The 26,177-nt window shown below is 60.5% G+C and carries 24 protein-coding genes; 13 read left to right on the top strand and 11 right to left on the bottom strand.

Translation table 11 applies throughout. The annotated features are described in order from the left end of the window. Positions 1-6: 6 nt before the first annotated feature. On the bottom strand, positions 7-1,230 hold the full coding sequence (locus ABJH13_RS11270; protein ID WP_348406308.1) for an ROK family protein: 1,224 nt from the start codon (positions 1,228-1,230) through the stop codon (positions 7-9). A 239-nt stretch (positions 1,231-1,469) separates the two neighbouring features. Here ABJH13_RS11270 and ABJH13_RS11265 point away from each other — a divergent pair, with 239 nt between their 5' ends. From ABJH13_RS11265 to ABJH13_RS11240, 6 genes are all read left to right on the top strand, one after another. Then, positions 1,470-2,492 (top strand): substrate-binding domain-containing protein, encoded by a 1,023-nt coding sequence (locus ABJH13_RS11265; protein WP_348406307.1) that lies wholly within the window; start codon positions 1,470-1,472, stop codon positions 2,490-2,492. A gap of 143 nt (positions 2,493-2,635) precedes the next feature. Further along, positions 2,636-3,958: a sugar ABC transporter permease gene (locus ABJH13_RS11260; protein WP_348406306.1), complete on the top strand. Its 1,323-nt coding sequence runs from the start codon at positions 2,636-2,638 to the stop codon at positions 3,956-3,958. 11 nt (positions 3,959-3,969) lie between these two features. Continuing rightward, positions 3,970-4,731: an ATP-binding cassette domain-containing protein gene (locus ABJH13_RS11255; RefSeq protein WP_348406305.1), complete on the top strand. Its 762-nt coding sequence runs from the start codon at positions 3,970-3,972 to the stop codon at positions 4,729-4,731. A gap of 3 nt (positions 4,732-4,734) precedes the next feature. After that, positions 4,735-6,174: a xylulokinase gene (gene xylB, locus ABJH13_RS11250; protein WP_348406304.1), complete on the top strand. Its 1,440-nt coding sequence runs from the start codon at positions 4,735-4,737 to the stop codon at positions 6,172-6,174. Then, positions 6,171-7,475, top strand: coding sequence for a xylose isomerase (gene xylA / locus ABJH13_RS11245; RefSeq protein WP_348406303.1), 1,305 nt, complete (start codon positions 6,171-6,173; stop codon positions 7,473-7,475). The genes xylB and xylA overlap by 4 nt, the downstream gene beginning before the upstream one ends. A gap of 12 nt (positions 7,476-7,487) precedes the next feature. Beyond that, positions 7,488-8,423, top strand: a complete 936-nt coding sequence (locus ABJH13_RS11240) for a glucokinase (protein WP_348406302.1) — start codon at positions 7,488-7,490, stop codon at positions 8,421-8,423. Between the two features lie 9 nt (positions 8,424-8,432). Here the strand turns inward: ABJH13_RS11240 and ABJH13_RS11235 are convergent, their stop codons facing one another. From ABJH13_RS11235 to ABJH13_RS11190, 10 genes are all read right to left on the bottom strand, one after another. Further along, positions 8,433-10,331: a beta-galactosidase gene (locus tag ABJH13_RS11235; RefSeq protein ID WP_348406301.1), complete on the bottom strand. Its 1,899-nt coding sequence runs from the start codon at positions 10,329-10,331 to the stop codon at positions 8,433-8,435. Next, positions 10,328-11,185 (bottom strand): SMP-30/gluconolactonase/LRE family protein, encoded by an 858-nt coding sequence (locus tag ABJH13_RS11230; RefSeq protein ID WP_348406300.1) that lies wholly within the window; start codon positions 11,183-11,185, stop codon positions 10,328-10,330. Before ABJH13_RS11230 ends, ABJH13_RS11235 begins: the two co-directional genes overlap by 4 nt. Beyond that, on the bottom strand, positions 11,182-11,787 hold the full coding sequence (locus ABJH13_RS11225; RefSeq protein WP_348406299.1) for a 2-dehydro-3-deoxy-6-phosphogalactonate aldolase: 606 nt from the start codon (positions 11,785-11,787) through the stop codon (positions 11,182-11,184). The genes ABJH13_RS11230 and ABJH13_RS11225 overlap by 4 nt, the downstream gene beginning before the upstream one ends. Further along, complete coding sequence (locus ABJH13_RS11220; RefSeq protein ID WP_348406298.1) at positions 11,784-12,689, bottom strand: 2-dehydro-3-deoxygalactonokinase; 906 nt, start codon at positions 12,687-12,689, stop codon at positions 11,784-11,786. Before ABJH13_RS11220 ends, ABJH13_RS11225 begins: the two co-directional genes overlap by 4 nt. 4 nt (positions 12,690-12,693) lie before the next feature. Beyond that, positions 12,694-13,464 (bottom strand): SDR family oxidoreductase, encoded by a 771-nt coding sequence (locus ABJH13_RS11215; RefSeq protein WP_348406297.1) that lies wholly within the window; start codon positions 13,462-13,464, stop codon positions 12,694-12,696. 31 nt (positions 13,465-13,495) lie between these two features. Next, complete coding sequence (locus ABJH13_RS11210) at positions 13,496-15,574, bottom strand: alpha-galactosidase (protein ID WP_348406296.1); 2,079 nt, start codon at positions 15,572-15,574, stop codon at positions 13,496-13,498. Next, positions 15,571-16,419 carry a carbohydrate ABC transporter permease gene (locus tag ABJH13_RS11205; RefSeq protein WP_348406295.1) on the bottom strand — a complete coding sequence of 283 codons (849 nt, stop codon included), beginning with the start codon at positions 16,417-16,419 and terminating at the stop codon, positions 15,571-15,573. Before ABJH13_RS11205 ends, ABJH13_RS11210 begins: the two co-directional genes overlap by 4 nt. Before the next feature lie 3 nt (positions 16,420-16,422). After that, on the bottom strand, positions 16,423-16,782 hold the full coding sequence (locus ABJH13_RS11200; RefSeq protein ID WP_348406294.1) for an MmcQ/YjbR family DNA-binding protein: 360 nt from the start codon (positions 16,780-16,782) through the stop codon (positions 16,423-16,425). Continuing rightward, entirely contained in the window at positions 16,779-17,699 is a 921-nt protein-coding gene (locus tag ABJH13_RS11195) for a sugar ABC transporter permease (RefSeq protein ID WP_348406293.1), read from the bottom strand. Before ABJH13_RS11195 ends, ABJH13_RS11200 begins: the two co-directional genes overlap by 4 nt. 76 nt (positions 17,700-17,775) lie before the next feature. Then, the gene (locus ABJH13_RS11190) at positions 17,776-19,032 is read right to left on the bottom strand and encodes an ABC transporter substrate-binding protein (protein WP_348406292.1); all 1,257 of its coding nucleotides are present in this window, start codon (positions 19,030-19,032) and stop codon (positions 17,776-17,778) included. 239 nt (positions 19,033-19,271) lie between these two features. On the opposite strand from ABJH13_RS11190, the gene ABJH13_RS11185 reads away from it, so the two are divergent. The 7 genes from ABJH13_RS11185 to ABJH13_RS11155 all read left to right on the top strand — a co-directional run bounded on the left by ABJH13_RS11185 (position 19,272) and on the right by ABJH13_RS11155 (position 25,998). Continuing rightward, complete coding sequence (locus tag ABJH13_RS11185) at positions 19,272-20,078, top strand: IclR family transcriptional regulator (protein ID WP_348406291.1); 807 nt, start codon at positions 19,272-19,274, stop codon at positions 20,076-20,078. A gap of 4 nt (positions 20,079-20,082) precedes the next feature. After that, positions 20,083-21,141, top strand: a complete 1,059-nt coding sequence (gene ugpC, locus ABJH13_RS11180) for a sn-glycerol-3-phosphate ABC transporter ATP-binding protein UgpC (protein ID WP_348406290.1) — start codon at positions 20,083-20,085, stop codon at positions 21,139-21,141. Between the two features lie 284 nt (positions 21,142-21,425). After that, complete coding sequence (locus ABJH13_RS11175) at positions 21,426-22,574, top strand: ABC transporter substrate-binding protein (RefSeq protein WP_348406289.1); 1,149 nt, start codon at positions 21,426-21,428, stop codon at positions 22,572-22,574. 87 nt (positions 22,575-22,661) lie between these two features. Continuing rightward, entirely contained in the window at positions 22,662-23,579 is a 918-nt protein-coding gene (locus ABJH13_RS11170; RefSeq protein WP_348406288.1) for a branched-chain amino acid ABC transporter permease, read from the top strand. A 1-nt stretch (position 23,580) separates the two neighbouring features. Continuing rightward, positions 23,581-24,564 carry a branched-chain amino acid ABC transporter permease gene (locus ABJH13_RS11165; protein WP_348406287.1) on the top strand — a complete coding sequence of 328 codons (984 nt, stop codon included), beginning with the start codon at positions 23,581-23,583 and terminating at the stop codon, positions 24,562-24,564. Further along, positions 24,557-25,312, top strand: a complete 756-nt coding sequence (locus tag ABJH13_RS11160; RefSeq protein ID WP_348406286.1) for an ABC transporter ATP-binding protein — start codon at positions 24,557-24,559, stop codon at positions 25,310-25,312. Before ABJH13_RS11165 ends, ABJH13_RS11160 begins: the two co-directional genes overlap by 8 nt. Beyond that, on the top strand, positions 25,309-25,998 hold the full coding sequence (locus ABJH13_RS11155) for an ABC transporter ATP-binding protein (RefSeq protein WP_348406285.1): 690 nt from the start codon (positions 25,309-25,311) through the stop codon (positions 25,996-25,998). Before ABJH13_RS11160 ends, ABJH13_RS11155 begins: the two co-directional genes overlap by 4 nt. The last annotated feature ends 179 nt before the right edge of the window (positions 25,999-26,177 follow it).

Below are 26,177 nucleotides of genomic sequence, written 5' to 3'. Positions count from 1 at the left end.
ACACCCTCATGCGCGGCCCTCCGCCATTGCATCCGCGATATCCGACAGCGCCAGCGCCGCCGCGCCATGTGCCCACATCAGATCACCCCAAGCGTGGGTTTCAACCTTTTGCGGCGCGGCCCCACGGTTGAGCGCCAACGCATGCATTTCGGTCAGCACATCATCGGCATAGAGGTAGTCATATTGCATCCGCGCCCCGGCCAGAATGATCAACGGGGGGTCGAACATGTTTACGACATTGGCCAGCCCCAAGGCCAAAAACCGCCCCGCCCGGCGAAAGATCCCGCGGGCGGCTTCATTGCCGGCCTTTGCCTGTTCGAACAGCTGTTGCAGCATCACATCGGGGGCGGTGCCGGTGGCATCTGTGGGGTCCAATGCGGTGGAGGCCTCGCGTACCAATGCATAGTCGGCGATGTAGGCTTCGAGGCATCCGCGTTGGCCGCATTGGCACAACGCGCCGTCCATTTGCACCTTGGTGTGGCCGATCTCCATGCCCAGTGACCCCGCGCCCCGGTAAAGCCGGTGGTTGATCACCAACCCCATGCCCACGCCTTCTTCGACGGTGACGACCGCAAAATCCGCCATCGCGCGCCCCTTGCCAAACCACAATTCGGCCAAGGTCACGATGTTTGCGTCGTTGTCGACGGCCACGGGCACGCCAAACGCATCTTCGGCCATGGTGCGCAGGGGTTTGTCGAGGTCGGTCAACAGGGGGGACCACACCATTTGCCCCGCCGCATGATCAATCATGCCGGGCAGACCCAGCCCGATACAGGCGATATCGGCGCGCGCAAGGTTGGCTTGTTGCAGCAACGCATCCAGCACCTCGCCGGTTTCTACCAAGACCTGATCAAGGGACCGGCGCCGAGGCTGGCAGCTTAGGCTCGCCTGAGCGAGCGGTTTGCCCGCCGCATCCACCAGCAGCGCGGTGTGCTGCGCACGGGCCAGTTTGATGCCCACCACATATCCCGCATCCGGTTGCACAGCCAACGCCACGGGCGGACGCCCGCGTGTGGTGCTGCGCGCGGTGTCGGTGCATTCGCGCAAGAGCCCCAACTCAAGCAATTCGCCCACCAGCGCGGTAATAGAGGCCGGGCTGACCTTGAGTTGCTTGGCCACGTCGATCCGCGAAATTTGCCCCGCTGCGCGCACAGATTCGAAGACCCGGTGGCGCAAAGACGTGCCCACGCCCTCTGTTTCAGGTCGAATCGGCCCACAACCGGCGGGCATTTCGGCCGGATCCTTCTGGGAGATGTCCACGTACATTTATTCACTCTCCAAAAGTAATAGCCCGTAAATATTTGAAATATCCAAAATAAAGGCGGCGAAATCGGGGATCGCCCGATATTTATGCTGAATATCTTCAAATTTATTTTGACAGCTGAATTAAAACAGTCAATCCTTTAACGCATGCCATGTTTGGAGACAGGCATGAACAGTCAACAGAACTGTCCAACCGGGAGGATACAATGAAGAAGATGATGATACTGGGCATGGCCGTTTCGGCTGCCCTGAGCACGGCCGCATTTGCACAAGACCTAACCGTCGGCGTCAGCTGGTCGAACTTTCAAGAAGAGCGCTGGAAAACCGACGAGGCCGCAATCAAGGCCGCCCTCGAAGAGGCCGGTGCCAAATATATTTCCTCAGATGCGCAGGCCTCTGCCGCCAAGCAGCTGACCGATGTTGAGGCGTTGATCGCACAAGGCGCAGACGCGTTGATCATCCTTGCGATGGACAAAGACGCGATCGCCCCGGCGATTGATCAGGCCGACAACGAAGGCATCCCGGTGGTGGGCTACGACCGCCTGATCGAAGACGACCGCACGTTTTACCTAACGTTTGACAACAAGGGCGTGGGCCGGATCATCGCAGAAACCGTTGTGGCCGCTCAGCCAACCGGTAATTTCGCGATCATCAAGGGCGACAAGGGGGATCCCAACGCGGCGTTCCTGCTTGAAGGCATGATGGAAGTGATTGGCGACAAGGTCGACAGCGGCGAGATCAAGATCGTGGGCGAGGCGTTTAGCGATGGCTGGAAGCCAGACAATGCGCAAAAGAACATGGAACAGATCCTGACGGCGAACGACAACAACGTCGACGCGGTTCTGTCGCAAAATGACGGCATGGCGGGTGGCGCGATTGCGGCCCTTGCAGCGCAAGGTCTGAACGTTCCTGTGGGTGGCCAAGATGGCGACCATGCGGCGCTCAACCGGGTGGCCCGTGGCGAACAGACCGTGTCTGTTTGGAAAAACGCGCGTCATTTGGGCGGGGCTGCGGCCAATATCGCGGTGGCGTTGGCCAATGGCACATCGCTTGATAAAATCGACGGGGCTGTGAAGTGGTCCGGTGGTGAGAAGGGCGTCGAGATGAATGCGATCTTCCTGTCGCCCACGCCGATCACCAAAGACAACCTGGGCGATGCGATTTCGTCTGGCCACATTGACCAGTCCAAGGCTTGCGTTGGTGCTGTTGAAGGTGTGTCTGGCTGCTAATCCAGCACGGCTTTGATCTGGGCGCAGGGTGCTGCGCCCAGATCTCATTCCAACCCATCCCATTTATCATTCAGCCAATTGACCTGCCTTGATGCGCATATGGCGTGACGGGGGCAGGTGATCTGCAAAAGGCACGCTGTACCATGACCGACCCCACCTCTGACCTGACGGCCGCCACCGCGCCGCCTCAGGGCCCCGTAGCCCGGTTTTTCCGCGCGACCGAACTGGACACCCGCCTGTTGGGGATGTTGGGCGCGCTGGCCATTATCTGGATCGGCTTCCATGTCTATGGCGCGACGGTCAACGGGTTCGGAGCGTTCCTGACACCGCGCAACCTGTGGAACCTCTCGGTGCAGACCGCATCTATCGGGATCATGGCGACCGGCATGGTGTTGGTGATCATCACCCGCCATATTGATCTGTCGGTGGGGTCTGTGTTGGGGTTTTGCGCCATTGCCATGGGCGTGGTGCAGGTGAACCTATTGCCGCAGGTGTTGGGCCTGGGGCATCCGTTGATCTGGGTGATCGCGGTGATTGTGGGCGTCATATGCGGCGCGTTTATTGGTGCATTCCACGGCGCGTTGATCGCCTACGGCAAGATCCCTGCGTTTATCGTGACATTGGGGGGGCTGCTGGTCTGGCGGGGGGCTGCGTTTTTGGTCGCGCGCGGCGAGACGATCTCGCCGGTTGACCCGACATTCGCGTTGATGGGCGGCGGGCCTTACGGGGCCATCGGGTCCACCGGCAGCTGGATCGTGGGCGTGCTGGGCTGTGCGGCGGTGTTGGGCATGTTGGTGATCGGGCGACGCAAACGCACGACCTTTCAGATCGCTCAACGCCCGGTCTGGGCCGAAACATTTCTGGCCATTGTGGGCTGTGGCGCGGTGATTGGCGCGGTGTTGTTGGTCAATGCCTACCCCTGGCCGCGCGGCATTGTGCGCCGCTATGCGCAGGCCGAAGGCATCACCGTGCCTGAAGGCGGGCTGTTCATTTCGCATGGCTTTGCCATTCCGGTGCTGATCCTGATCGCGGTTGCGATTTTCATGACGATCCTGATGTCGCGCACCCGGTTTGGGCGGTACGTTTATGCCATCGGTGGCAACCCCGAAGCCGCCGAACTGGCGGGCATCAACACCCGTTGGATGACGGTGAAAATCTTCGCGCTGATGGGCGCGCTAACCGGGCTGTCGGCGGTTGTGGCCTCTGCACGGTTGGGGTCAGCGACCAATGCGTTGGGCACCCTAGATGAGCTTTACGTGATTGCCGCGGCTGTGATCGGGGGCACGTCGCTGGCGGGCGGTGTGGGCACGATCTATGGCGCGATATTAGGCGCGTTGGTGATGCAATCGCTACAAACGGGGATGGTGCTTATTGGCTTTGACGCCGCCATCCAACAGATCGTTGTGGGGTCGGTGTTGGTGCTGGCCGTCTACCTCGACATCCTGTATCGCCGCAAATCCAAGTGAGGGGGAATACCATGAAAGATATGTCTCAAACACCGCTGGTTCAGCTCAAGGATATCTCCATTTCGTTTGGGGGCATCCGGGCGGTCGACCACGTTAGCCTTGATCTGTACCCCGGCGAGGTCGTGGGGCTGCTGGGCCACAATGGGGCGGGCAAATCCACGTTGATCAAGATCCTATCGGGCGCCTACCAAAAAGACAGTGGCGAGATCTGGATAGAGGGCAAACAGGCGCAGATCACCAGCCCCCGTGACGCCCGCGATCACAACATTGAAACGATCTATCAGACGCTGGCCTTGGCCGATAACCTTGATGCCGCCTCGAACCTGTTTTTGGGCCGCGAATTGGTCACCGGTGCGGGGTTTGTCGATGACGCGAAAATGGAGAGCGAGACCGCCAAGATCATGGCGCGGCTGAACCCCAATTTCCGCAAGCTCAAAGAACCGGTGAGCGCGCTGTCGGGCGGGCAACGACAATCGGTGGCGATCGCGCGGGCGGTGTATTTCAACGCCAAGATCCTGATCATGGATGAACCAACGGCGGCCTTGGGTGTGCACGAAACACAAATGGTCGCAGATTTGATCCAAGAGCTGAAAAAACAAGGCTTGGGCATCTTTTTGATCAGCCATGACACCCGCGAGATGTTGGAACTATGTGACCGCGTGTCGGTGATGAAAAACGGCCAGATGATCGGCACCGAACGGGTCGAAGACGTGACCGAAGACGATATTCTGAGCATGATCATCATGGGCAAGAAACCCGATCAGGCGGCCTAAGGTATGTTTGTAGGGTTGGATCTGGGCACCTCGGGGCTCAAAGCGGTGCTGATTGACGCAGATCAACGGCTGCTGGCCGAAGCGACGGCACCATTGACCGTGCAACGCCCCCACAGCGGGTGGTCTGAACAGCGCCCCGCCGATTGGCTAACCGCGACCCAAGACGCAATGACCGCGCTGGCGGCCCAACACCCGCTGGACGGGGTGCGCGGTATTGGCCTGAGCGGTCAGATGCATGGGGCCACATTGCTGGATGCGGCGGGCGATGTGTTGCGCCCCTGCATGCTATGGAACGACACCCGCAGCCACACCGAAGCCGCCCATCTGGACGCTGACCCGCAGTGGCGCGACATCACCGGCAATATCGTGTTTCCTGGCTTTACCGCGCCCAAGGTCGCATGGGTGCGCGTGCACGAACCTGATGTGTGGGCAAAAACCGCCAAGGTATTGTTGCCCAAAGACTACCTGCGCTTGTGGTTGACCGGTGATGCGGTGTCAGAGATGTCAGATGCGGCAGGCACCAGTTGGTTGGACACCGGCGCGCGCGATTGGTCTGATGCGTTGTTGCAGGTCAGCGGGCTGACCCGCGATCACATGCCGCGTTTGGTCGAAGGATCCGCCGCGTCCGGGCAGTTGCGCGACACATTGGCGACCCGGTGGGGCCTGCCCAAAGGCGTTATCGTGGCGGGCGGCGCCGGTGACAATGCCGCATCGGCCGTTGGCATGGGGGTCGTGAAACCGGGGCAGGCGTTTATATCGTTGGGCACGTCTGGGGTGCTGTTCGCCGCCAGCGCCGCCTACCAACCCGATGCGCCCACGGCGGTGCATACCTTTTGCCACGCCCTGCCGGACACATGGCACCAGATGGGGGTGATCTTGGCGTGTACCGATGCGCTGAATTGGTACGCGGGCCTTGTTGGGTCCGATGCCGGGCGGTTGACGGCAGATTTGGGCGCGCTTCAGGCGCCATCGGAGGCGCTGTTTTTGCCCTATCTGGGGGGCGAACGTACGCCGCATAATGACGCCGCCGCGCGCGGGGCGTTGTTGGGCCTTGGCCACGGCGTAGACCAAACCGCAGGCACCCGTGCGGTGATCGAAGGCATCAGCTTTGCGTTCCGCGACAACTACGACGCCCTGCGCAGCACCGGCACCCAGATCACCAGCCTTGTGGCCGTGGGCGGTGGCAGCAAATCGGACTATTGGCTGCGGGCGTTGGCCACGCTGCTGGATCTGCCGATTGATGTGCCGCAAGCGGGTGATTTTGGTGGTGCGTTCGGGGCCGCACGTCTGGGCTTGATGGCCGCAACCGGCGCGGGCGCCGACATCGCCACGCCACCTGCGACCGCCCGCACATTAGACCCAGACCCAAATCTGACGTCCGCATTCATGGACAAACACGCACAATACCGCGCGGCTTATGCCGCGCTTAAGGAGGCCCTATGACCGATTTTTTCGCCGATATCTCGCCCGTTAAATACGCACCCGACGCACCGGCAGACACCTTGGCCTACCGGCACTATAACCCCGATGAAATCGTGGCGGGCAAGCGCATGGAAGACCACCTGCGGTTCGCCGTGGCGTGGTGGCACAGTTTTGCATGGCCCGGTGGTGACCCCTTTGGCGGGCAGACGTTCGACCGGCCGTGGTTTGGTAATACGATGGATCTGGCACGGCTCAAGGCGGATGTGGCGTTTGAGATGTTCGCCCTGTTGGGGCAGCCGTATTATTGTTGGCACGATGCCGACATTCGCCCTGAAGGCGATAGTTTTGCGCAAAGCAAACGTAATTTCGAAGAGATTATCGACTATCTGGGCACCAAAATGGAGACCCAAGGCACCAAGCTGTTGTGGGGCACGGCCAATCTGTTTTCGCATCGGCGGTTCATGTCGGGTGCGGCGACAAATCCCGACCCAGAGGTCTTTGCCTGGTCCGCCGCGACGGTCAAAAACTGCTTGGATGCGACGCATAAACTGAAGGGTGAAAACTATGTGCTTTGGGGCGGGCGCGAGGGGTACGAAACCCTGCTGAACACCGACCTAAAACGCGAACGCGCGCAGGCAGGTCGCATGTTGCAGATGGTGGTCGATTACAAACACAAGATCGGCTTTAAGGGCGGCATCTTGATCGAGCCCAAACCGCAAGAACCCACCAAACACCAATACGATTACGATGTGGCGACGGTCTATGGGTTCCTCAAGGAATTCGGCCTGGAAGGCGAGGTTCAGGTGAACATCGAACAGGGTCATGCGATATTGGCGGGCCATAGTTTTGAACACGAACTGGCGACGGCTTCGGCGCTTGGGATATTCGGGTCGATCGATATGAACCGCAATGACTATCAATCGGGTTGGGATACAGATCAATTCCCCAACACTGTGCCCGAAGTCGCATTGGCCTATTATGAGGTGCTCAAGGCGGGTGGGTTTACCACTGGCGGTACCAACTTTGATGCAAAACTGCGGCGCCAAAGCCTTGATCCGGTGGACCTTATTGCCGCACATGTAGGCGGTATGGATGTCTGTGCGCGTGGTTTTAAGGCCGCAGCGGCCATGCTAGCGGACGGTGGTCTTGAAGAGGCGCGTGCTGCGCGATATGCGGGGTGGGACGCGCCGCAAGCGCAAACCTGGCTGCAAGACGCGACGCTGGATCAGATCGAAACCACCGTTGCGGGGGGGGCGATTGATCCGCAGCCGCGCTCGGGCCGTCAGGAAATATTGGAAAACTACGTCAACCGCTTTGTCTGAGGGCACTTATATATGGCATTGATCTTGGCCGATGTCGGCGGCACGAATGTTCGGTTTGCCTGTGCGCGGGGAGGGGTGATTGACCCCGCACTGACCCGCCGCTACGAAAACGACGATTTCGCCAGTTTCGATGACGTGCTGGACGCCTATCTGACCCACGCCGAGGTACATGTTGTCGAGGCGTTGACCATTGCCGTGGCGGGCCCCGGTGATGGCGCGCGCGCAAGGTTGACCAACCGCGATTGGCAGTTTGACGCGCGTGCCTTGGCGGTGGCCCATGACGCCCGGCGCGTTGATCTTATGAACGACCTTGGGGCGTTGGGCTATGCGCTGGATAGTCTGGGCGCGGATGATCTGCGCACGGTTTTGGCCCCTGATCTGCCTGCGCCCCATCAGATGCAACGATTGGTGGTGGGCATTGGTACGGGGTTCAATGTCAGCCCGGTTTTGACCCACGAGGGCGGCGTGACGTGCCTGTTGGCCGAGGCGGGGTTGGGCAGTTTGCCGACCCGCGTGCGCCGCCTGCTCGAAACGTATCTGGGGCGGCCCGCCGAATGGGTGCGCTGCGTCGAAGACGTCTTTTCGGGGCCCGGTCTGTCGCGACTGCATGCCGAGGCCACGGGGCAGGCCGCAATCGGTGGTCGCGAGGTCATGGCACGCGCCACGGCTGGCGATGAAATTGCGACCCAATGCCGTGATTTATTCGCGACCATGCTGGGCGAATGGATCCAGGACCTGAGGCTTCTTTATATGCCCACAGGCGGGATCTATCTGGCGGGGTCTGTGGTGCGCAGCGTGCTCGACAGCCCGGCGCTTGCGTTGTTCGTCAAGGCCGTTGACACCCAGCCCACGGTCAAATCAACCTTGCCGCCGGTCGCCGTGTCGGTGATCACCCAAGACGAGGCCGCGTTGTTGGGGTGCTTGGCCTACGCCAAAGCGCACACCTAGACACGCCGGTCAGATCGCCCACCACGCGACACCCGCGGGGGCAAGGGATTTGCCGTCAAAACACACAGGCTCTGGCCCGTAGTTGAACGCAAACCTATGGGTAGCGGTGTCGCGCAACCGCACGCCTTGGGGCAGGGATTGGGGCGTCAGGCCTGCGCGTTGTGCCAGACCTGCGATAATCCGGTCCCACAGGGTCGCATCGGGCCATGCGCCCAAATAATGCAGATCGTCTGCTCCCTTGACGACAGGCTGGCCGGTTTCGGTTTCAAATACGGTGGGGGCGGTGCCCTGCAGATCTTCCATCCAGTGCTGCACCGCGCCGCCGCCGCGTACGGGGCGGCGCACATCGGGGGGCAGGCTTTCCACTCGCGCCACGACGACATCCAGCCCCCGCAGATCAGGGCCCATGGGCGTGGGGATCGTCAGATCATGCGTGACTGCATTGCTGCGCGGCCCGACCAAAGCAACGGTGTTGGCCATCGCCGCGCAGAGGGTCTGCGGTGTCGTGGCCAACCCCGGTGCCAGCACCAGTGCGTAATCCGATAGGTCGGTGGCCGTTGAGGGCACAATATCAATCGAAAACCCCGCCCGGCGCAGCGCCCTGTAGGCATCCAGCATCAGCCGGAAATAACTGAAACCCGCGCCCTGTGGCAGCACATCCCACGCCCATGCAGACGGGTAATCAAAGACCAAGGCAACGGCGGCCTTTTGCAGCGCGATGTCTGGCATTTCGGCGATTTCACGCCCGACTTGGGCGGCCTCTAGCAGGCCCACCGCATCGGCATTGTCGGGGCGTTTAAGACCCGCGTGCATCTGTTCTTGGGCAAAAGGCGCCTGACGCCAACGGAAATAGCTGACGACCTCGGCACCATGGGCAAAGGCCTCCCAACTCCACAGACGGACCATGCCGGGCAGGGGCGCGGGGTTGTGGGGCGCCCAGTTCACCGGGCCCGGTTGCTGTTCCATCACCCACCACCGGTTGTCGCGGCCCACTGCGCGGTAAAGGTCATGGTGAAAGGCCTGCATGTCCGGGTCGCCCTGTTGCAGATAGCGCGTTTTATGTGCCGCACTGCCCTCTAGGCGGTCCGATAAAAATCCAATGGGGTAGCTGTCCCAACTGGCGATATCGATAGACGCCCCGACTTCGAAGTGATCGAAATCTAGCACCCGGCCCATGTAGTTGTGGATCAGGGGCATGCCGGTACGCGCGCGGAGGGCTGCGACCTGTGCCGTGTGGTAGGCCACAACCTGATCCGAGGTGAACCGCCGAAACGCCATGTCATGGCTGGGGTTGGGTTCGGTGACTGTCAGGTTTGGCAGGTCGATGTCGTCAAAGCAGGCGTATTCCATCGACCAAAACACATTGCCCCACGCGGTGTTCAGCGCGTCAATGTCACCGTATTGCCCGGCCAGCCAAACACGAAACGCATCCCGTGCGGCGTCAGAATATGAGATCGCCGTGTCGTGGCACCCGTATTCATTGTCGATCTGCCAGCCGTTAATACGGGGGTCGTGGCCGTATCGGTCGCCCAATACGGCAGCGATCTCGGCGCTGGCGGCGCGGTAGCCTGCGTGGCTAAAACAATAGTGCCTGCGCGATCCAAATTTGCGCGGCTGACCCTGTGCGTTAACCGCCAACATATCGGGGAACTGCGTCAGCATCCAACGGGGCGGCGTGCAGGTGGGCGTGCCAAGGATAATCTTCAGCCCCGCCCGGCTGAGCACATCAATCGCCCGGTCGAGCCAGTCAAATTGATATGTACCGGGGGTGGGCTCCAGACGGCTCCAGGCGAACTCGCCGATGCGCACCCAACTGATGCCCGCATCCACCATTTCGGCGGCATCATGGGGCCACATATCTTCGGGCCAGTGTTCGGGGTAATAGCACACCCCCAAGGTCCTTTTCATAGGACGACCTGTGGTTCGGGCACCCCATGCCCGGCGTGTTTGACCATGAAGGTTAATCCTTGTGCGGCCGGGTCGCAGGCGGTGTCGTCTAGCCCTTGCGTGGCGCTGGTGACATAAAGCGTTGTCAGATCGGGCCCGCCAAACGCGGGGCAGGTGCTGTGCACACCGGGCACATCGACGGCGCTTTGATAGGTTCCGTCCTTGTCATAAACGGCCACGCGCCCGGCGCCCCATTGCGCGATCCATAGCGCGCCTTGGTTGTCGACCACTGCGCCATCGGGGCTTAGGCCGTGGGCTGCAAGGTCAATCAACATCTCGGCGGGCGCGGCAGGCCACCCGGCCTGGTCAAGCGGCACGCGCATCAGGTGGGCCTTGGCGGTGTCGGTGAAATAGGCGTGGCTGCGATCTGGGGCAAAACAGATCGCATTGGGGATGGTCAGCTCGCTGAAAAGCTTGCGCAGCGTGCCTTGGTATAGGCGGTAAATCGCGCCCGCGCCCGGTTCGGCATCGCGCCCCATAGTGCTGATCCAAAAGCCCCCCCAAGGGTCCGCGCGCCCATCGTTTGAGCGTGTCGCGTTGGTGGTGCTTTCCAGCGGGCAGATCTGCGATTTGCTACCCGTGGACAGGTTGAACCGCCACAGGGCGGTGTCGGATGCGACCAACAGGTGATCGGCATCAAGCCACCCGGCCGCCGACACCGCGGCATCGAATTTCCAGGTCACCGGGCCTAACTTTGTGCGGCACAAAAGCGCGTGGCCGGTGATATCAAACCAAAACAATTGTTCGCGGGCGGGGTGCCACAAGGGCCCTTCGCCAAGCGCGCATTGTCGGTCATCGAACACCCGCGCGGTCATGGGGCGGCCCTTTGATACGCCTGAGTGATGGCCGCCGCACGGGTGGCCACATCCGCCGCTGTCATCCCCGGTTTGTACAATGCCGACCCGATGCCAAACCCGTCGGCGCTGGCCGCGATCCAATCGCCAAAATTGTCGGGCCCGGCGCCGCCGACTGCAAAGACCTGCGTGCCGGGGGGCAAAATGGCGCGCATCGCGGCCAGACCGGCGGGGCCGGCCATCGCACCGGGGAATAGTTTGAGCCCGTCTGCCCCGGCCTGCAACGCAGTAAAGGCTTCGGTCGGGGTGAAAACACCGGGCCAGCTGTGCAACCCGCGCGCCTTGGTGGCACGGATCACATCGCAATCGCAATTGGGCGAGACGATCAATTGCCCCCCCGCATCCGCCACGGCTGTGACCTGATCAATCTGCAACACTGTGCCCGCCCCGATCAGCGCCTGATCGCCAAAGTCACGCGCCATGATCGCAATGCTCTCGAGCGGGTCAGGTGAATTCAGCGGCACCTCAATTTGGGTGATCCCGGCGGTGATCAGGACATCGCAGATGGGGGCGGCTTCGGCGGGGGTGATCCCGCGCAAAATGGCGATCAAGGGCAGGGTCATGAGCTGGCCTTTGTGCTGCGATAGGCGGCCGTGAGCCCGGCCAATGTGGCTTTTTCTGCGTCTACGAGCATCGCTTCGATGCCTTGCGGGCGCAGCGCGGTTTGGTAGGCGCGGGCTTGGTCTTGGGTGCCCAGGATCGCCACGTTTTGGCCCAACCAATAGGCCCGCGCGGCGGCCAGTTCGGCACCGATAAGCAACCCTGATAGTGCCCCGCGCGTGGTGGGTGCGGGCGCGTCATGCAACAAATGATCCGCGCGCAGGGTAAACAGCCGTGCGGCCAACCGTTGCGGATGGCTCAGCGCATCTGTCACAGCTTCGGCAAAGACGGCGCTGTCCCACCCATCCGCGGTCAGTGAGTGGCGCAACACCGATGCCTCGCTGATCAGCGCGAAAAGTTCGCCGGTCATAAAGGTCTGGAAACTCACGATTTCACCAGCGCTAAGGTGCACCCATTTTGTGTGGGTGCCGGGCAGGCACAGCACCCCATCCCAGCCCGGATTGAACGCCAAAAACCCCGCAATCTGGGTTTCTTCGCCGCGCATCACGTCGGGGGGCGTGGTCTGGGACAGGCCTGATATCACCCGTACATCAAGGTTTTGCGTGCTGGGTGCGTGGGTCAACGGCCGGTTAAGGGGCGTGCAGGGGACCTTGGCGTAGGGGGCCTCGACCCACCCTTGCCGCGACCCGACCATACCGCATGCAATGATCCTGACCGACGCGGCATTGGCCCAGCCGCCGATCAGCGCCATCAACGCGGGTTCAAACCCCGCCGTTGTCAATTGCCCCATGCCATCGCCCGAGGCCGCGCGCGCCACCACTGACGCGCCCTGCATTGCATAGGCGCGCAGGTTGGTGGTGCCCCAATCAACGGCGATCCATTCGGGTGTAAGTGTGTCGTTCATGCCGTCATCCTGTTGTCACCACACCACCGTCAACAACCATGCATTGGCCGGTCATCATTTTGCTGGTGTTTGACGCCAGAAAAAGCACCGCATCCACGATGTCTTGTGGCTCTAGGTGGGTTTTCAGGCATTGCCTGTCTAGGTGGGCCGCCAGAGCATCAGGGGTCGCCCATTTATCAAGCTGTTTTTGGGTCAACACCCACCCCGGCGCCAAGGCGTTCACCCGGATGCCATTGTGGCCCAATTCGCGCGCAAGACTGCGGGTCAATGCGGTGATGCCCCCATTCGCTGCCGTATAGGCCGGGTAGCCGCCATTGCCCATCATATAGCTGATCGAACTGAAATTGATAATCGCGCCGGACCCGCGTGCCTGCATTGCCGGGGCCACAGCTTGCGCCGCAAAGAAATACGCCTTTAGGTTCACCGCCATCAACGCATCCCAATCGTCGGGTGTCAGGTCCTGCCACTGGTGGCGGGTGTCGTTGGCGGCATTGGACACCAACGCGTCGATCGGGCCATGGGCGCGGGCAGCGGCGGCGATGGTGTCGCGCAGGCCGTTTGTATCGGTAATGTCGCCTTGAAAGAACAACGGGCGGGTGCCGTGTTTGGCCTCCATCTGGTCGGCGAACCCTGTGGCGTCCGAGCGCCCGATAAACGCCACTTTGGCCCCCTGCGCTAAAAACCCATCGGTCAGGTCGGCGCCAATGCCCGACCCGCCGCCCGTGATGTAGACAGACGCCCCATCCAGATCGTGAAATGTTGCTGTTTTGGTCATGAGAATGCCTTGTATGTCAGGGGGCGGCGCGTCACAGGCGTTGGCCTTCCAGCACCCATAGGGTTTCGGGATAGCACCAGGGCAGCCTGACACCATGTTGCATCAACGCGGCGCCGGTGAGCGTGAGGGGGCCGTCTTTTAGCGGCATCGCGCCACGGGACAGGGCGGTGACCGCATCGCGGTTGCGCAGGCTGATCTGGTAGCGCGCCTGCGGGGCAAGACCCGTCAGCCGTAAAGGGCGCGGCACGATCTGATCAGACGTGGCGGCTTGCCCGGCAAAGACAACAAACCGCGCGCCGTCTTGTGCCAGTTGTTGTTCTGCGATGACGGCTGTGTCGGCGCTATCGAGCCGCAAGATATCGGCGTGCCACATCCAATCGCGGTTGTCCTTCCACCACTGCGTCACATCGCGCAGGGTGCTGATTTCGGGGTCGGTCAATTCGCGCGGGTCCATTTCGAACCCCATGTGCCGTTGGGCCGCGACCCATGCGCGAAACCCCATATCTAATGTGCGCCCCGATGTGTGGCACCGGCGCGGCCCCACGTGGCTGCCGGTGACGGCGCCGGGCAAAAACAATGCGGCGTTAAGTTGGATCTTTAGCCGTTCCAGCGCGTCGTTGCTGTCGGACAGCCACACCCGTTGGGTCCGCGCGAGGATCCCAAAATCGATCCGCCCGCCGCCCGACGCACAGCTTTCGATCTCCACATGGGCAAAACTGGCGCGCAACTGGTCAAGCAACGCATAGGTGCCGCGCGTCTGGGCCGCGTCCGCATGGGGCAGCACGCGGTTGTGGTCCCATTTTATATACTCAATCGGGTGCGCGCGCAGCACCGCGGCAATCTTGTCGTAAAGATACGCGCGTACCTGGGGCAGGGCCATGTTCAGCACCATTTGCTGGCGGCCCAAAACCTGATCGGGGGCACCAAGCACCCAGTCGGGGTGGGCGCGGTAGATATCTGAGGCGGGGTTGATCATTTCGGGTTCAAACCAGATGCCAAACCCCATGCCTTGCGCGCGCACATGATCGATCAGTGGGCCCAGACCGTCCGGGTATTTGCGCGGGTCTACCTGCCAATCGCCCAACGATGTGGTGTCATCATCGCGCCGCCCGAACCACCCATCATCAAGCACAAACCGTTCGGCCCCAAGCGCTGCAGCCCGTGTCGCGATGTCCATCAAGGTGGGTAGGTCGTGGTCGAAATAGACGGCCTCCCAGCAGTTATAATGCACCGGGCGCGTGGGGGTGGCCCATGGCACGATCCGGTCGCGCAGGTGGCGTTGAAACGACAGGGCGCATCCGTTTAACCCCTGTGCGGAATAGGTGCCATAAAGCGGCGCAGTGCGGAATTCGGTGGCGGGCTGGGGGTCGGTGTCGGGGGCGTGGCCGAATTGGATCTGGCGGCGGCCATCGGGCAGTTCTTCGGCGATCATGCGGTGCCCACCGGACCAGCCATAGTGCAACGCATAGGCCTCGCCGCTGGTATTTGTTGCCCCGCGACAGGGCAGCAACAGACCGGGGAAATGTTCATGGCCCGTGCGCCCGGTACGGTTTTCGCGGGTGCGGATCCCGGCAGACCACGGCGTGTGCACGGTTTGGAATTCACCGCACCAACGCCCGGCGAAATCGATCATCTCATCCGCGTGTTGGGGGGCAGGCAAAACCGGTGCGGCAAGCCACGTCAGGTGCAGTGGCCGCGCAGAGCGAAGCGTTGCCGTCATCGCGATGACATGGGTGTCGGGGTCGAGCGCGAAATGCGCCACGTACTCTAGGCCGTGGGGGGTGTCCTTGCAGGTCACGGTAAGGGTCGTGTCGGTTTGATCGACCGCATGCAGGGCGAAGGCGGCATTCAAGGGCGCGCCATTGTCACCGCGCAGGGTCAGGCCGGGCTGGCCGGGAAAACTGCGCGCGGTTTCGGGGCACAGTGACAGGTCCGGGTTTTCATCGAGCATGCCGCCGGTGACATCAAGGGTCAGGCTGGCGGTGAGTTGGGCGAGGTCTTCGTCCAGAGACAACGGGGCACCCCAATAGATGACACAAGGGCACCGCCCACCTGTCGCCGCCAAAACCAGGGTTTGGCGCGTATCATCCAGACGCCAGTGCTGTGTCACTTTACCGCCCCCAACGTCAGCCCGGCGATAAAGTGCTTTTGCATCAGGAAAAACATCAAAACCGGCGGCAGGGCGGCAACAATAGAGCCCGCGCTCATCAAATGGTATGCCGCGCGGAATTGCGCATTAAACGAGGTGATGCCTGCGGTGACAGGTTGGCTTTCTGGGCCTTGGGTCAGAACCACGGCCCAGAAATAGTCGTTCCAGATGAAGGTGAAGATCAGCACCGACAGCGCCGCAATGGCCGGTTTCATCAGGGGGATGACCACGTACCAAAAGATCTTCCATTCCGCGATGCCCTCAACGCGGGCGGCCTCGATCAGTTCAATGGGCAGCGCGCGGATGAAGTTGCGCATGAACAGTGTGCAAAACCCGGTTTGGAACGCGATGTGAAACAGCACCAGCCCGGTTTTGGTATTATAGAGCCCCATGTCGAGCGTCAGATCACGCACCGGCACCATCAGGATCTGGAAGGGCACGAAATTGCCTGCCACGAACATAAAGAAAATCCAGATGTTGGATTTGAATTTATAGACGCCCAAAGCAAACCCTGCGAGGCACGACAGCGTCACCGCGCCGATCACGGTGGGCACGGTGATGAACACCGAATTCAGCATGTAGCGCGGCATGTCGGAGTTGAAAAACACCTGCCCGTAGTTGTTGAACAGCTCAAACGATGATGGCAGGCCCCAGTAGTTGCCTTGGGTGAAATCCAACGCCGGTTTGACTGAAAATATCGCCACAGCGATCAACGGCAGCAGCCACATCACCAAGGCCAACGGCAACAGCGATTGATAGGTCAACTGCCAAGAACGGGACGTTTTATCAATGGGGGTTGGAAACATATCCTAACTCTTGCTCCCGTCAGGTAGGCCATCGCGGATGGCTTTGGGCAGGGATTTGCGGATGATGTCGTAGGACACGCCAATGCGGTGCGCCATTTCATCTGCGGTGGTGGCGTCAAATTGCAACCGAACCCAGCTTTTATGGAAATACGGCGCCTTTATCGCGGGGCCGGCGGCGATAAGCATGGCGGCGGTGTCTGCATCGGCTGTTTTGAGGGAAACGCCGCGCATATCTGCGTCGCCGCCAAAGCAGGCAAACATCTTGCCGCCGACTTTCCAGCTGATCAATTCGGGGGGCAATGCGAGGGTCGCGCCGGGCAGCGCACCACAGATTTGATCTACGAGATCTCGGGTGACACTCATCGCGCGCGCTCCTCTGCCCACATCGACCACAGGAAATAGGCGATGAAAATCAACATGATCAGGAACAAGATCACCGCGATGGCCGCGCCATACCCCATGCGGAACCCGTATTCAGAGAGCGCCTTTTCGAACATATAAAACGACAGCACGCGGGTTTGGCCAAAGGGGCCGCCGTTGGTCATGATCGAGATCAGATCAAAGCTGCGCAGCGCGCCGATGATGGTGACAACAAAAGCAATAAAGGTCGCGGGTTTCAGCTGCGGGATGATGATATACCACAGCATTTTCCAACCCTTTGCCCCATCCAAACGCCCCGCTTCGATCTGTTCGGGGTCCACGGCGTTGAGGCCCGTCAGATAAAGGATCATGCAATAGGCCGTTTGCGGCCACAGCCCCGCGGCGATGATGCCGTAGGTGGCCAGTGATGGGTCGCCCAGCACGTTAATGGGGTCAATCCCGATCAAGCCCAGCGCGGAATTTAGCAGACCTTCGTTGGGCAGGTAGAACCATGAGAAAACAAGGCCCACGACCACCTGGCTGATCACGAAGGGAAAGAAAAACAAGGATTTATAGAGCCGTATCCCCGTGACCGTCTGGTTCAGGAACAGCGCGATGAACAGCCCGCCGGGGATCGCCAGCAGGTAAAACAGCAGCCATTTGAGGTTGTTCCAAAGTGACACCTCAAAGGCGCTGTCGTCCATCAATTCGATATAATTGCCAGCGCCGATGAACCTGGCCTCGCCCAGACCATCCCATTCGTAAAATGAGATCGTGATCGACTGATAGATCGGCCAAACCACATAAAACGCGAAAAACAACATCGCAGGCGCCAGAAACAACCACGGTGTAACGGCGATTTCGTTGCGTTTGTACCAACTGCGCCTTGCGGGCGCGGTTTGGGGGGCCGCTGATGTCATTGGCGCATCTCCTTGATGAGGCGGCGCGGGGCATTGGGGTGGCCGGGCGTTGTGGCAACGCCCGACCGAAGGGGTGTTATTTGTAAACGCGCTCTGCGACCTTATCGAGGCGGTTCAGGATGTCGTCGAGGTTGTCAGGGATCACCATGAATTCCTGCAGTCCTTGCATGGCTTCGGCGGCCATTTCGGCGGGGAAATCGCGGTCAAAGAACTGCGCCACGCCGCCCGGTGAATTGGCCGACAGCATCGCGAAGCCTTCGTTCAGGAACTTGTCGTTGTCCACAGAGGCGCTGGCGTTGACCGGCAGTTGCCCCAAATTCGACGCGTTGTTGATTTCCGTTTGCACGTTGGACGACACAACATAGCGCAGGAATTCGCGCGCGGCGTCTTTGTTGGCGGCATTGGCCGGGATGTGGAAGGTGTCGGTTGGTGCGTCTTCTGCCAATGCCACGTCTGGGTTGATCACCGGGAATTGGTAGAAATCCAACTGGTCATCGGTCAGGCCCGCTTCACGCAGGGGGGCCACGGCAAAGTTGCCCATCAGATAGGCCGCCGCTTCGCCGTTGACCATAAAGGGCAGGGCTTCTTGCCAGCTGTAGTTCTGGTGGTTCTCGACAAATGCGCCCATGTCGATCAATTCGCGCCAGTTAGAGAACGTTTGCCGCACGCGGTCATCTGTCCATTTGACGTCGCCTGCCGCCAGTTCCATGTGGAAATCAAAGCCGTTGGTGCGCAGGTTCAGGTAGTCAAACCAGCCCCCCGCCGTCCATAAAAACTTGGACCCAATGGTATAGCACGCGCGCCCAGATGCGATGATCGCGGCGCAGTTGGATTTCATGTCTTCGAAATTGGCAGGCTCCGACAGGCCGAGCTCTGTGTAGATGTCCTTGCGGTAATAAATACCCCATTGGTAATACGTGTACGGCACACCCCATTGTTTGCCGTCAATGGTCATCGCACCCTTGGTTGACGCGAGGTTATCGGCAATGGCGGGCTCCTCCCACAGGTCCGACACGTCTTCAAACAGGCCCGCTTTTACGTATGGTGTCATGCGGTTGGCCGCATACCACGTGGCCACATCCGGCGCATCGGCGGTCAGGAAATTGCGGATCTGGGTTTTGTAAGCGTCCCGGTCGATCACGGTCGTTTCAATGGCCAGATCAGGGTGCAACGCCCCAAATTCAGCGATCAGCTGTTCCATCGTGGCACGGGGCGCGGGGTTGGAAGTGTCGAGGAAAATATTCAGATCCCCCGTCAATTCGGCCTGTGCCGTGCCAGCAATCATGGTTGATCCGGCCAGTGCCATCAGCAGTGCTTTGGTGGTGAAACGCATGGTGTCCTCCCTAAGGTACGTGTGCGATTTTGGTCTTGGTTCTTATCATTAAAGTTTCATTATTTGGAACCAGGTTTTATATATTGAAAACTACACCGCAATCTGCGTAGTCTGTCAACTGTGTTCTTGGGCAACTGTGGGCACAGCGCGATCTGCGATGGGGTGGAACATACGGCAAGCCCTTGGTTTGCCGGAGGCTTTCGCAGCAAGGGAAACGCGCACAACGGGAGGAGAACACCATGTCCGGTGACGGCACGGTTGGCAAAGCATTGAACGTCCTCGATCAGGTGGCCGCGCACGGCAGACCTGTGCGGTTTGCGACGTTGCTAGAGGCGAGCGATTTCCCCAAGGCGACGTTGTACCGGTTTTTGCAAACGCTGACCTCGCAGGGGATGTTGGAATACGACCCCGACCGCCAAACCTACGCGTTGGGGGTGCGGTTGGTACGGCTGGCGCATGCCGCCTGGACGCAAAGCTCGCTGGCGCCGATTGCGCGCCCGTTTCTGGACCGGCTCAGCCGCGATGTGGGCCAGACCGTGCATTTGGCGCAACTGGACAATGCGCAGGTGCTTTATGTCGACAAACGCAACGCCGCCCAGCCGGTGGAAATGTTCAGTGACGCAGGCAAGGTTGGCCCTGCCTATTGCACCGGCGTCGGCAAGGCGATGCTGGCCTTTTTGCCGGACGACCACCTCGACCGCGTGATCGCACAACAAAGCTTTCATCAATTCACTGCGCAGACCTACACAACCGCCGATGCCTTGCACACAGAACTGGGGGCCATTCGCGCGCGCGGCTATGCGTTTGACCGTGAAGAACACGAACCCGGCATCATTTGTATCGCGCATCCCATCCTGACGGGGACGGGGCGCATGTTGGGGGCGCTGTCGGTCACCGGATCGATGCAAACCGCCAATCTGGACCAACTCGAAGGTCTGGCCCCGCGATTGGCACAGACGGCCCAATCCATCGCCCACGAGGCACAGGCCTGGCGGTTTCCGGATACGGACCCGCCCGCCACAGACGTTCAAGACATAGGGACATGACATCATGACAGGCGTTACGCTGACCCAAGCCATCAAGCGCTACGGCGATGTGCAGGTGATCCACGGCATCGATCTCGAAATCGAAGACGGTGAATTTTGCGTGTTTGTAGGCCCGTCGGGGTGCGGTAAATCCACGTTGTTGCGCATGATCGCGGGGCTTGAGGAAACAACCGAAGGGCGCATGCATATTGGCGCGCGCGATGTCACACATATGGATCCGTCTGAACGCGGCGTGGCGATGGTGTTCCAGACCTACGCGCTTTATCCGCATATGACGGTTGCTGAAAACATGGGGTTCGGGCTCAAGATGAACGGGGTGCCCAAGGCCGAGATCCGGCAAAAGGTAGGCGCTGCGTCTGATATCCTGAAACTGGGCGATTATCTTGACCGCAAGCCCAAGGCGCTGTCGGGGGGGCAACGCCAGCGGGTGGCGATTGGGCGCGCGATTGTGCGTGGCCCCGAGGTGTTTTTGTTCGACGAACCGCTGTCGAACCTCGACGCAGAGCTGCGTGTGGAGATGCGCGTGGAAATCGCCCGGCTGCACAAAGAAATCGGCGCCACGATGATCTATGTGACCCACGATCAGGTCGAAGCGATGACACTCGCCGACAAGATCGTCGTGCTGCGTATGGGCAAGATCGAACAGGTGGGCGCGCCATTAGAATTATACCGTGACCCCGACAATAAATTTGTGGCGGGGTTCATCGGATCGCCGGCGATGAACTTTCTGGCGGGCACTGTGGTTGAGGCAGGCGTTGAGGTGCCCGGTTTGGGCCGCACGGTGGCGGTGCAGGCCAACTTGCCGGCGGTGGGCACGGCCGTGACGTTGGGTGTGCGTCCGGAACACTTAGAGGTGCAGGTGGGGCAGGGTGCGCTCAAGGCTGAACTGTCCGAGGCCTTGGGCGGGGTCAGTTACCTGCATCTGGATACGCCCACCGGCGAACGGATCATCGTTGAAGAACGCGGCGATGACCGCGCCAGTGCGGGCGACACGGTCGAGGTGTCGTTCGAGGCCCGCCGCGCCTTGCTGTTTGACGTCAAAACGGACATGCGGATCAGATAAACCGCGCCGGGGTCGTTCAGCTATCACACCTCAATTGGCGTCGCTCAGGTTCAGATTTTGGCGATTGCCTTACAGGTCAACATTCCTGTGTCTTTCGGCATCACAGCAAAGGCGGTGGTGTGTCTGGCGCGATGCATTCACATGCACCCCCAAGCCAGCATGCTGATCTTGGGGCGCAGTTGCCCGCCAAGTGATGGACAAACCAGACGGTTATGCGTCAATGTTCGCACCATCATATACGACGGGGCCCGCCAAGAGGCCCTGATGAACACGGGAGAGTTTATATGTACTTGAAATCAATAGCTATTGCGGCTGGACTGGCGGCGTTTGCCACGGCGGGTGCCGCTGATGGGCATGGCGGTGCCGTTAAGGTCGGTATGATCACCACGTTGTCAGGTGGCGGTGCAGGCCTTGGGATCGACGTGCGTGACGGTTTTATGTTGGCGGCCAAAGCGGCGGGCAATGACAAGCTGGAGGTCGTTATCGAAGACGACCAGCGCAAGCCAGAGATCGCGGTGCAATTGGCCGACAAGATGATCCAATCTGAAAAGGTCGACATCATGACCGGCATCATCTGGTCCAATCTAGCGATGGCGGTGGTGCCGGCGGCGACGGCACAGGGCAAGTTCTATATTTCGCCCAATGCCGGGCCATCGGTTTTGGCCGGCAAAGGGTGCCACCCGCTGTATTTCAACGTCGCGTGGCAGAACGACAACCTGCACGAAGCAGCAGGCGCCTACGCCAATGATGCAGGTTACGAAAACAGCTATATCCTCGCGCCGAACTACCCGGCAGGTCAGGACGCATTGACCGGATACAAACGCATGTACGGCGGTGACTTGGCGGGCGAAACCTACACCAAGCTGGGCCAAACCGATTACGCGGCCGAAATCGCGCAAATCCGGGCGTCTGGGGCGGATTCGGTGTTTTTCTTTCTGCCCGGCGGCATGGGTATTTCGTTCCTGAAACAATACGCAGGATCAGGCGTGGATTTGCCCGTTGTTGGCCCCGCGTTCAGCTTTGATCAGGGCATTTTACAGGCCGTCGGCGATGCCGCCTTGGGCGTGAAAAACACCAGCCAATGGAACAAAGACCTCGACACCCCGGCCAATGCGGCCTTTGTCGATGCGTTTCAGGCCGAATACGGGCGGTTGCCGTCGCTTTATGCCAGCCAAGGCTATGACGCGGCCAACCTGATCCTTAGCGCGATGGACAAGGCCGATGTCAAAGACGCCGATGCCTTCCGCACAGCCCTTGCTGCCGCAGAATTCGACAGCGTCCGCGGTGATTTCAAATTTGGCACCAACCAACACCCGGTGCAGGATTACTACGTGCGCGAAGTCATCAAAGAAGGCGATGTGTTCACCAACAAGATCATCTCGGCCAGCCTCACCGACCACGCAGATGCCTACGCGGTTGACTGCAAATATTGATCTAACGATGGCTCCGGGCGGTGATCCGGGGCCTCTTTTCCCCTTTTGACATGACGCGCCGCACCGTGGCGCGCAGGCGGCGCTTTGATGTCTACGATCCTGTTTATTGAACAACTCCTGAACGGGGTGCAGTTCGGCGTGATGCTGTTTTTGATGGCCGCAGGGCTGACGTTGATCTTTGGGGTGATGGGGTTGATCAACCTCGCACATGGCTCGCTGTATATGGTGGGGGCCTTTGCGGCGGCGGCGGTGGCTGGGGCCACGGGGTCGTTTGTGCTGGCGCTGGCCGCCAGCCTGATCGCGGCGGCGGCGGCAGGCGCCTTGGTGGAATTGCTGGTCATCCGCAGGCTTTATGATCGTGATCACCTTGATCAGGTCTTGGCGACCTTCGCGCTAATCCTAATCTTTTCCGAAGGCACGCGGTGGGCGTTTGGGTCCTTTCCGCTGTTTCTCGATATTCCAGCAGCGCTGTCGGGGCCGGTGATGTTGCCGGGCGGTATTCAATACCCCGCATATCGGTTGCTGATTATCGCGATTGGGTTGACCATTGCGGTGGGGTTGTTTCAATTGATCGGGCGCACGCGCATCGGCATTCAGATCCGCGCAGGCGAATCCGACCGCGAGATGATCGCGGCCTTGGGCGTTGATATCTCTAAACTATATACGTTGGTCTTTGCCCTCGGCGCAGGGCTGGCCGGGTTGGCTGGCGCGTTGGTCGGCGCGATCCAATCGGTGCAGGTGGGCATGGGCGAACCGGTGCTGATCTTGGCCTTTGTGGTGATTGTCATCGGGGGGATCGGGTCAATCAAGGGCGCGCTGGTGGGTGCGGTGCTGGTGGGCCTGACGGATACCTTGGGCGGTGTGTTGCTGCCGGGGCTTTTCGCCACCTTCATGCAGCCCGCCGCCGCGACAGCCGTCGGGTCATCACTGGCGTCGATGTCTATTTACATCCTGATGGCGGGGGTGTTGTTGTTCAAACCCACCGGCCTGTACGGGAGCACCTGATATGTCTCGCCCCTTTGTGCTGAACCTCGTGCTCTTTGCCATGCTGCCGGTAACCGCCCTCATCGCCCTGATGCTGGACGCACCCTTTATCATCACCCTAGCGACCAAAGTCGCCATTCTCGCGTTGGCAGGTGTGGGCCTGAACATCGCGCTGGGGTTGGGCGGTTTGGTCAGCCTCGGCCACGCGGCGTTTTTCGGCATCGGCGGGTACGCCATGGGGATCTTGGCCGCCCACGCGCAAACCTACACCCCTCTGTTAGAGGTACCGTTTTTGATCGAGGGCACCAAATCCATGCCCGTCATCTGGTTGATCGCGACCGCCGCCGGGGCGCTGGGGGCCTTGGCCATCGGCGCGTTGTCACTGCGCACCTCGGGTGTCTATTTCATCATGATCACGTTGGCCTTTGGGCAGATGCTGTATTATTTCGCGATCAGCTGGCCGGCCTATGGCGGCGAAGACGGGCTGTCGATTTACGTGCGCAACCGGTTTCCGGGGCTGAATACGCTGGACCCGATCCAGTTTTTCGCCCTGTGTTTTGCGGTTTTATCGGTCGTGTTGCTGGTGGCAGGCCGTCTTGCGGCGGCGCCCTTTGGGCTGGCGCTGGCGGCGGCGCGTCAAAACCCCACGCGGGTCGAAACTGTGGGCCTGTCGCCTTACCGGCTGCGGCTGGTGGCGTTTGTGATTTCGGGGGCGATCACGGCCTTGGCGGGCGCGCTGTTTGCTGACCTCAACCGCTTTGTCAGCCCGACCATGCTCAGTTGGCACACCTCGGGCGAAATCATGATCTTTGTCATCTTGGGTGGTGTCGGGCGGCTGTTTGGCCCGGTTGCCGGGGCGGCGTTGTTTATACTGCTCGAACATGTGCTGGGCGGGGTGTCCGAATTTTGGCACGTGTATCTGGGCCTTTTGTTGCTGCTGGTTGTCCTTTTTGCGCGCGGCGGACTTATTGGTGCCGTGGCAGGCCGCGAGGTGGCCCATGACTGACCCGGTGCTGCAGACCGATGGCCTGACCAAATCCTTTGGAGCGCTCAAGGCCACAGACGGCGTGTCACTGACCCTGAAACCTGGCGAAATCCACGCGTTGATTGGGCCAAATGGCGCGGGAAAATCTACGTTAATCAAGCAGATATCCGGCGGTATTCAACCAGATGCAGGCACGGTTTATTTTAACGGGCACGACGTAACGCCCTCGGGGACAGCAGCGCGCGCGCGTGCAGGATTGGGCCGCACGTTCCAGATATCCGCACTGGCGATGGAATATACCGTGTTGCAAAATGCCATGTTGGGCGCGTTGGGGCGGCGGGGCACAGTCTGGCGGTTTTTCCGGCCTGTGATGAAAGACGCGGCATTGCGGGCCGCGGCGATGGCCGCGTTGGGCCGCGTGGGGCTTGCCGAGCACGCCGCCACCCGCACAGCAGAGCTCAGCCACGGGCAGCGGCGCCTGTTAGAGGTCGCCGTCGCACTGACGCTAGAACCACGCGCCTTTGTGATGGATGAACCCATGGCGGGTCTGGGTGCGGATGGGTCCAAACAGTTGATTGGGGTGTTGGACGGGCTGCGCGCGCAGGCGCCTATTTTGCTGGTCGAACATGATATGGATGCGGTTTTTGCATTGGCAGACCGCATTTCCGTGCTGGTGTACGGCAAAATCATCGCCACGGGCACGGCGGCAGATATTCGTGCCGACCCAGCCGTGCGCGTGGCGTATCTGGGGCCAGAGGACACCGCATGAGCAGTTTGAAACTTCGTGGTATCACAGCATCTTACGGCCCATCACAGGCGCTTTTTGGGGTGGATCTGACGGTCGAAGAAGGCACCGTGTGCGCGCTTTTGGGGCGCAATGGCATGGGCAAATCCTCGACCATCAAGGTGATTTGCCGGATGTTGCGCCACAGCGCGGGGACCGTGTTGTTTGACGGTGTTGATCTGGGCGCGTTGCCCGCGCATAAGGCCGCGCGTGCGGGGCTGGGGTTGGTGCCCGAGGGGCGGCGCTGTTTTCCCAACCTCACCGTGTACGAAAACCTGATCGCCGCCGCCCGTCCCGGCGCGTGGGATTTCGGCGCGGTCACGCAGCTGTTTCCACGGTTGGCAGAGAGGCGAGATCAGCGCGCGGTGTCGCTGTCGGGTGGCGAACAGCAGATGTTGGCGATTGGGCGCGCCTTGATGACCAACCCGCGGATGTTGCTGTTGGACGAGGCCACAGAGGGGCTCGCGCCGGTGGTGCGTCAGGAAATCTGGGCCGCGATCCGTGCGTTAAAGGACCGCTCTGGGATGTCCATCGTGTTGGTCGATAAATCCCTGCCCGAGTTGCGCCAAGTGGCTGATACCGCGGTTATTCTCGAACGCGGCGTCTCTGTTTGGGCGGGGTGTATGGATCAGGTGACACCGGATATTGCCGACCGCCATTTGTGGGTTTGACGTGCCGCTACGTCGTGGATATGCCGCCTGAAGGGGCGGAATATTAGGCTGCGAAATAGGTCAAATTCGTAGTTAATATTTATTTAAAATAAAATGTTATGACGTGAAATTAATCAAACTCATTAACATTTTCTAACCCGTTCAATGAAACGTCACGCAAAGGCCCCGCAGATAACGGG

The sequence above is a fragment of the Roseobacter sp. genome (genome assembly GCF_039970775.1).
In the GTDB taxonomy this organism is placed as follows: Bacteria; Pseudomonadota; Alphaproteobacteria; order Rhodobacterales; family Rhodobacteraceae; genus Roseobacter.
The sequence above is the reverse complement of the archived record's forward strand: the minus strand, read 5'-3'. Positions and strand labels throughout refer to the sequence as shown.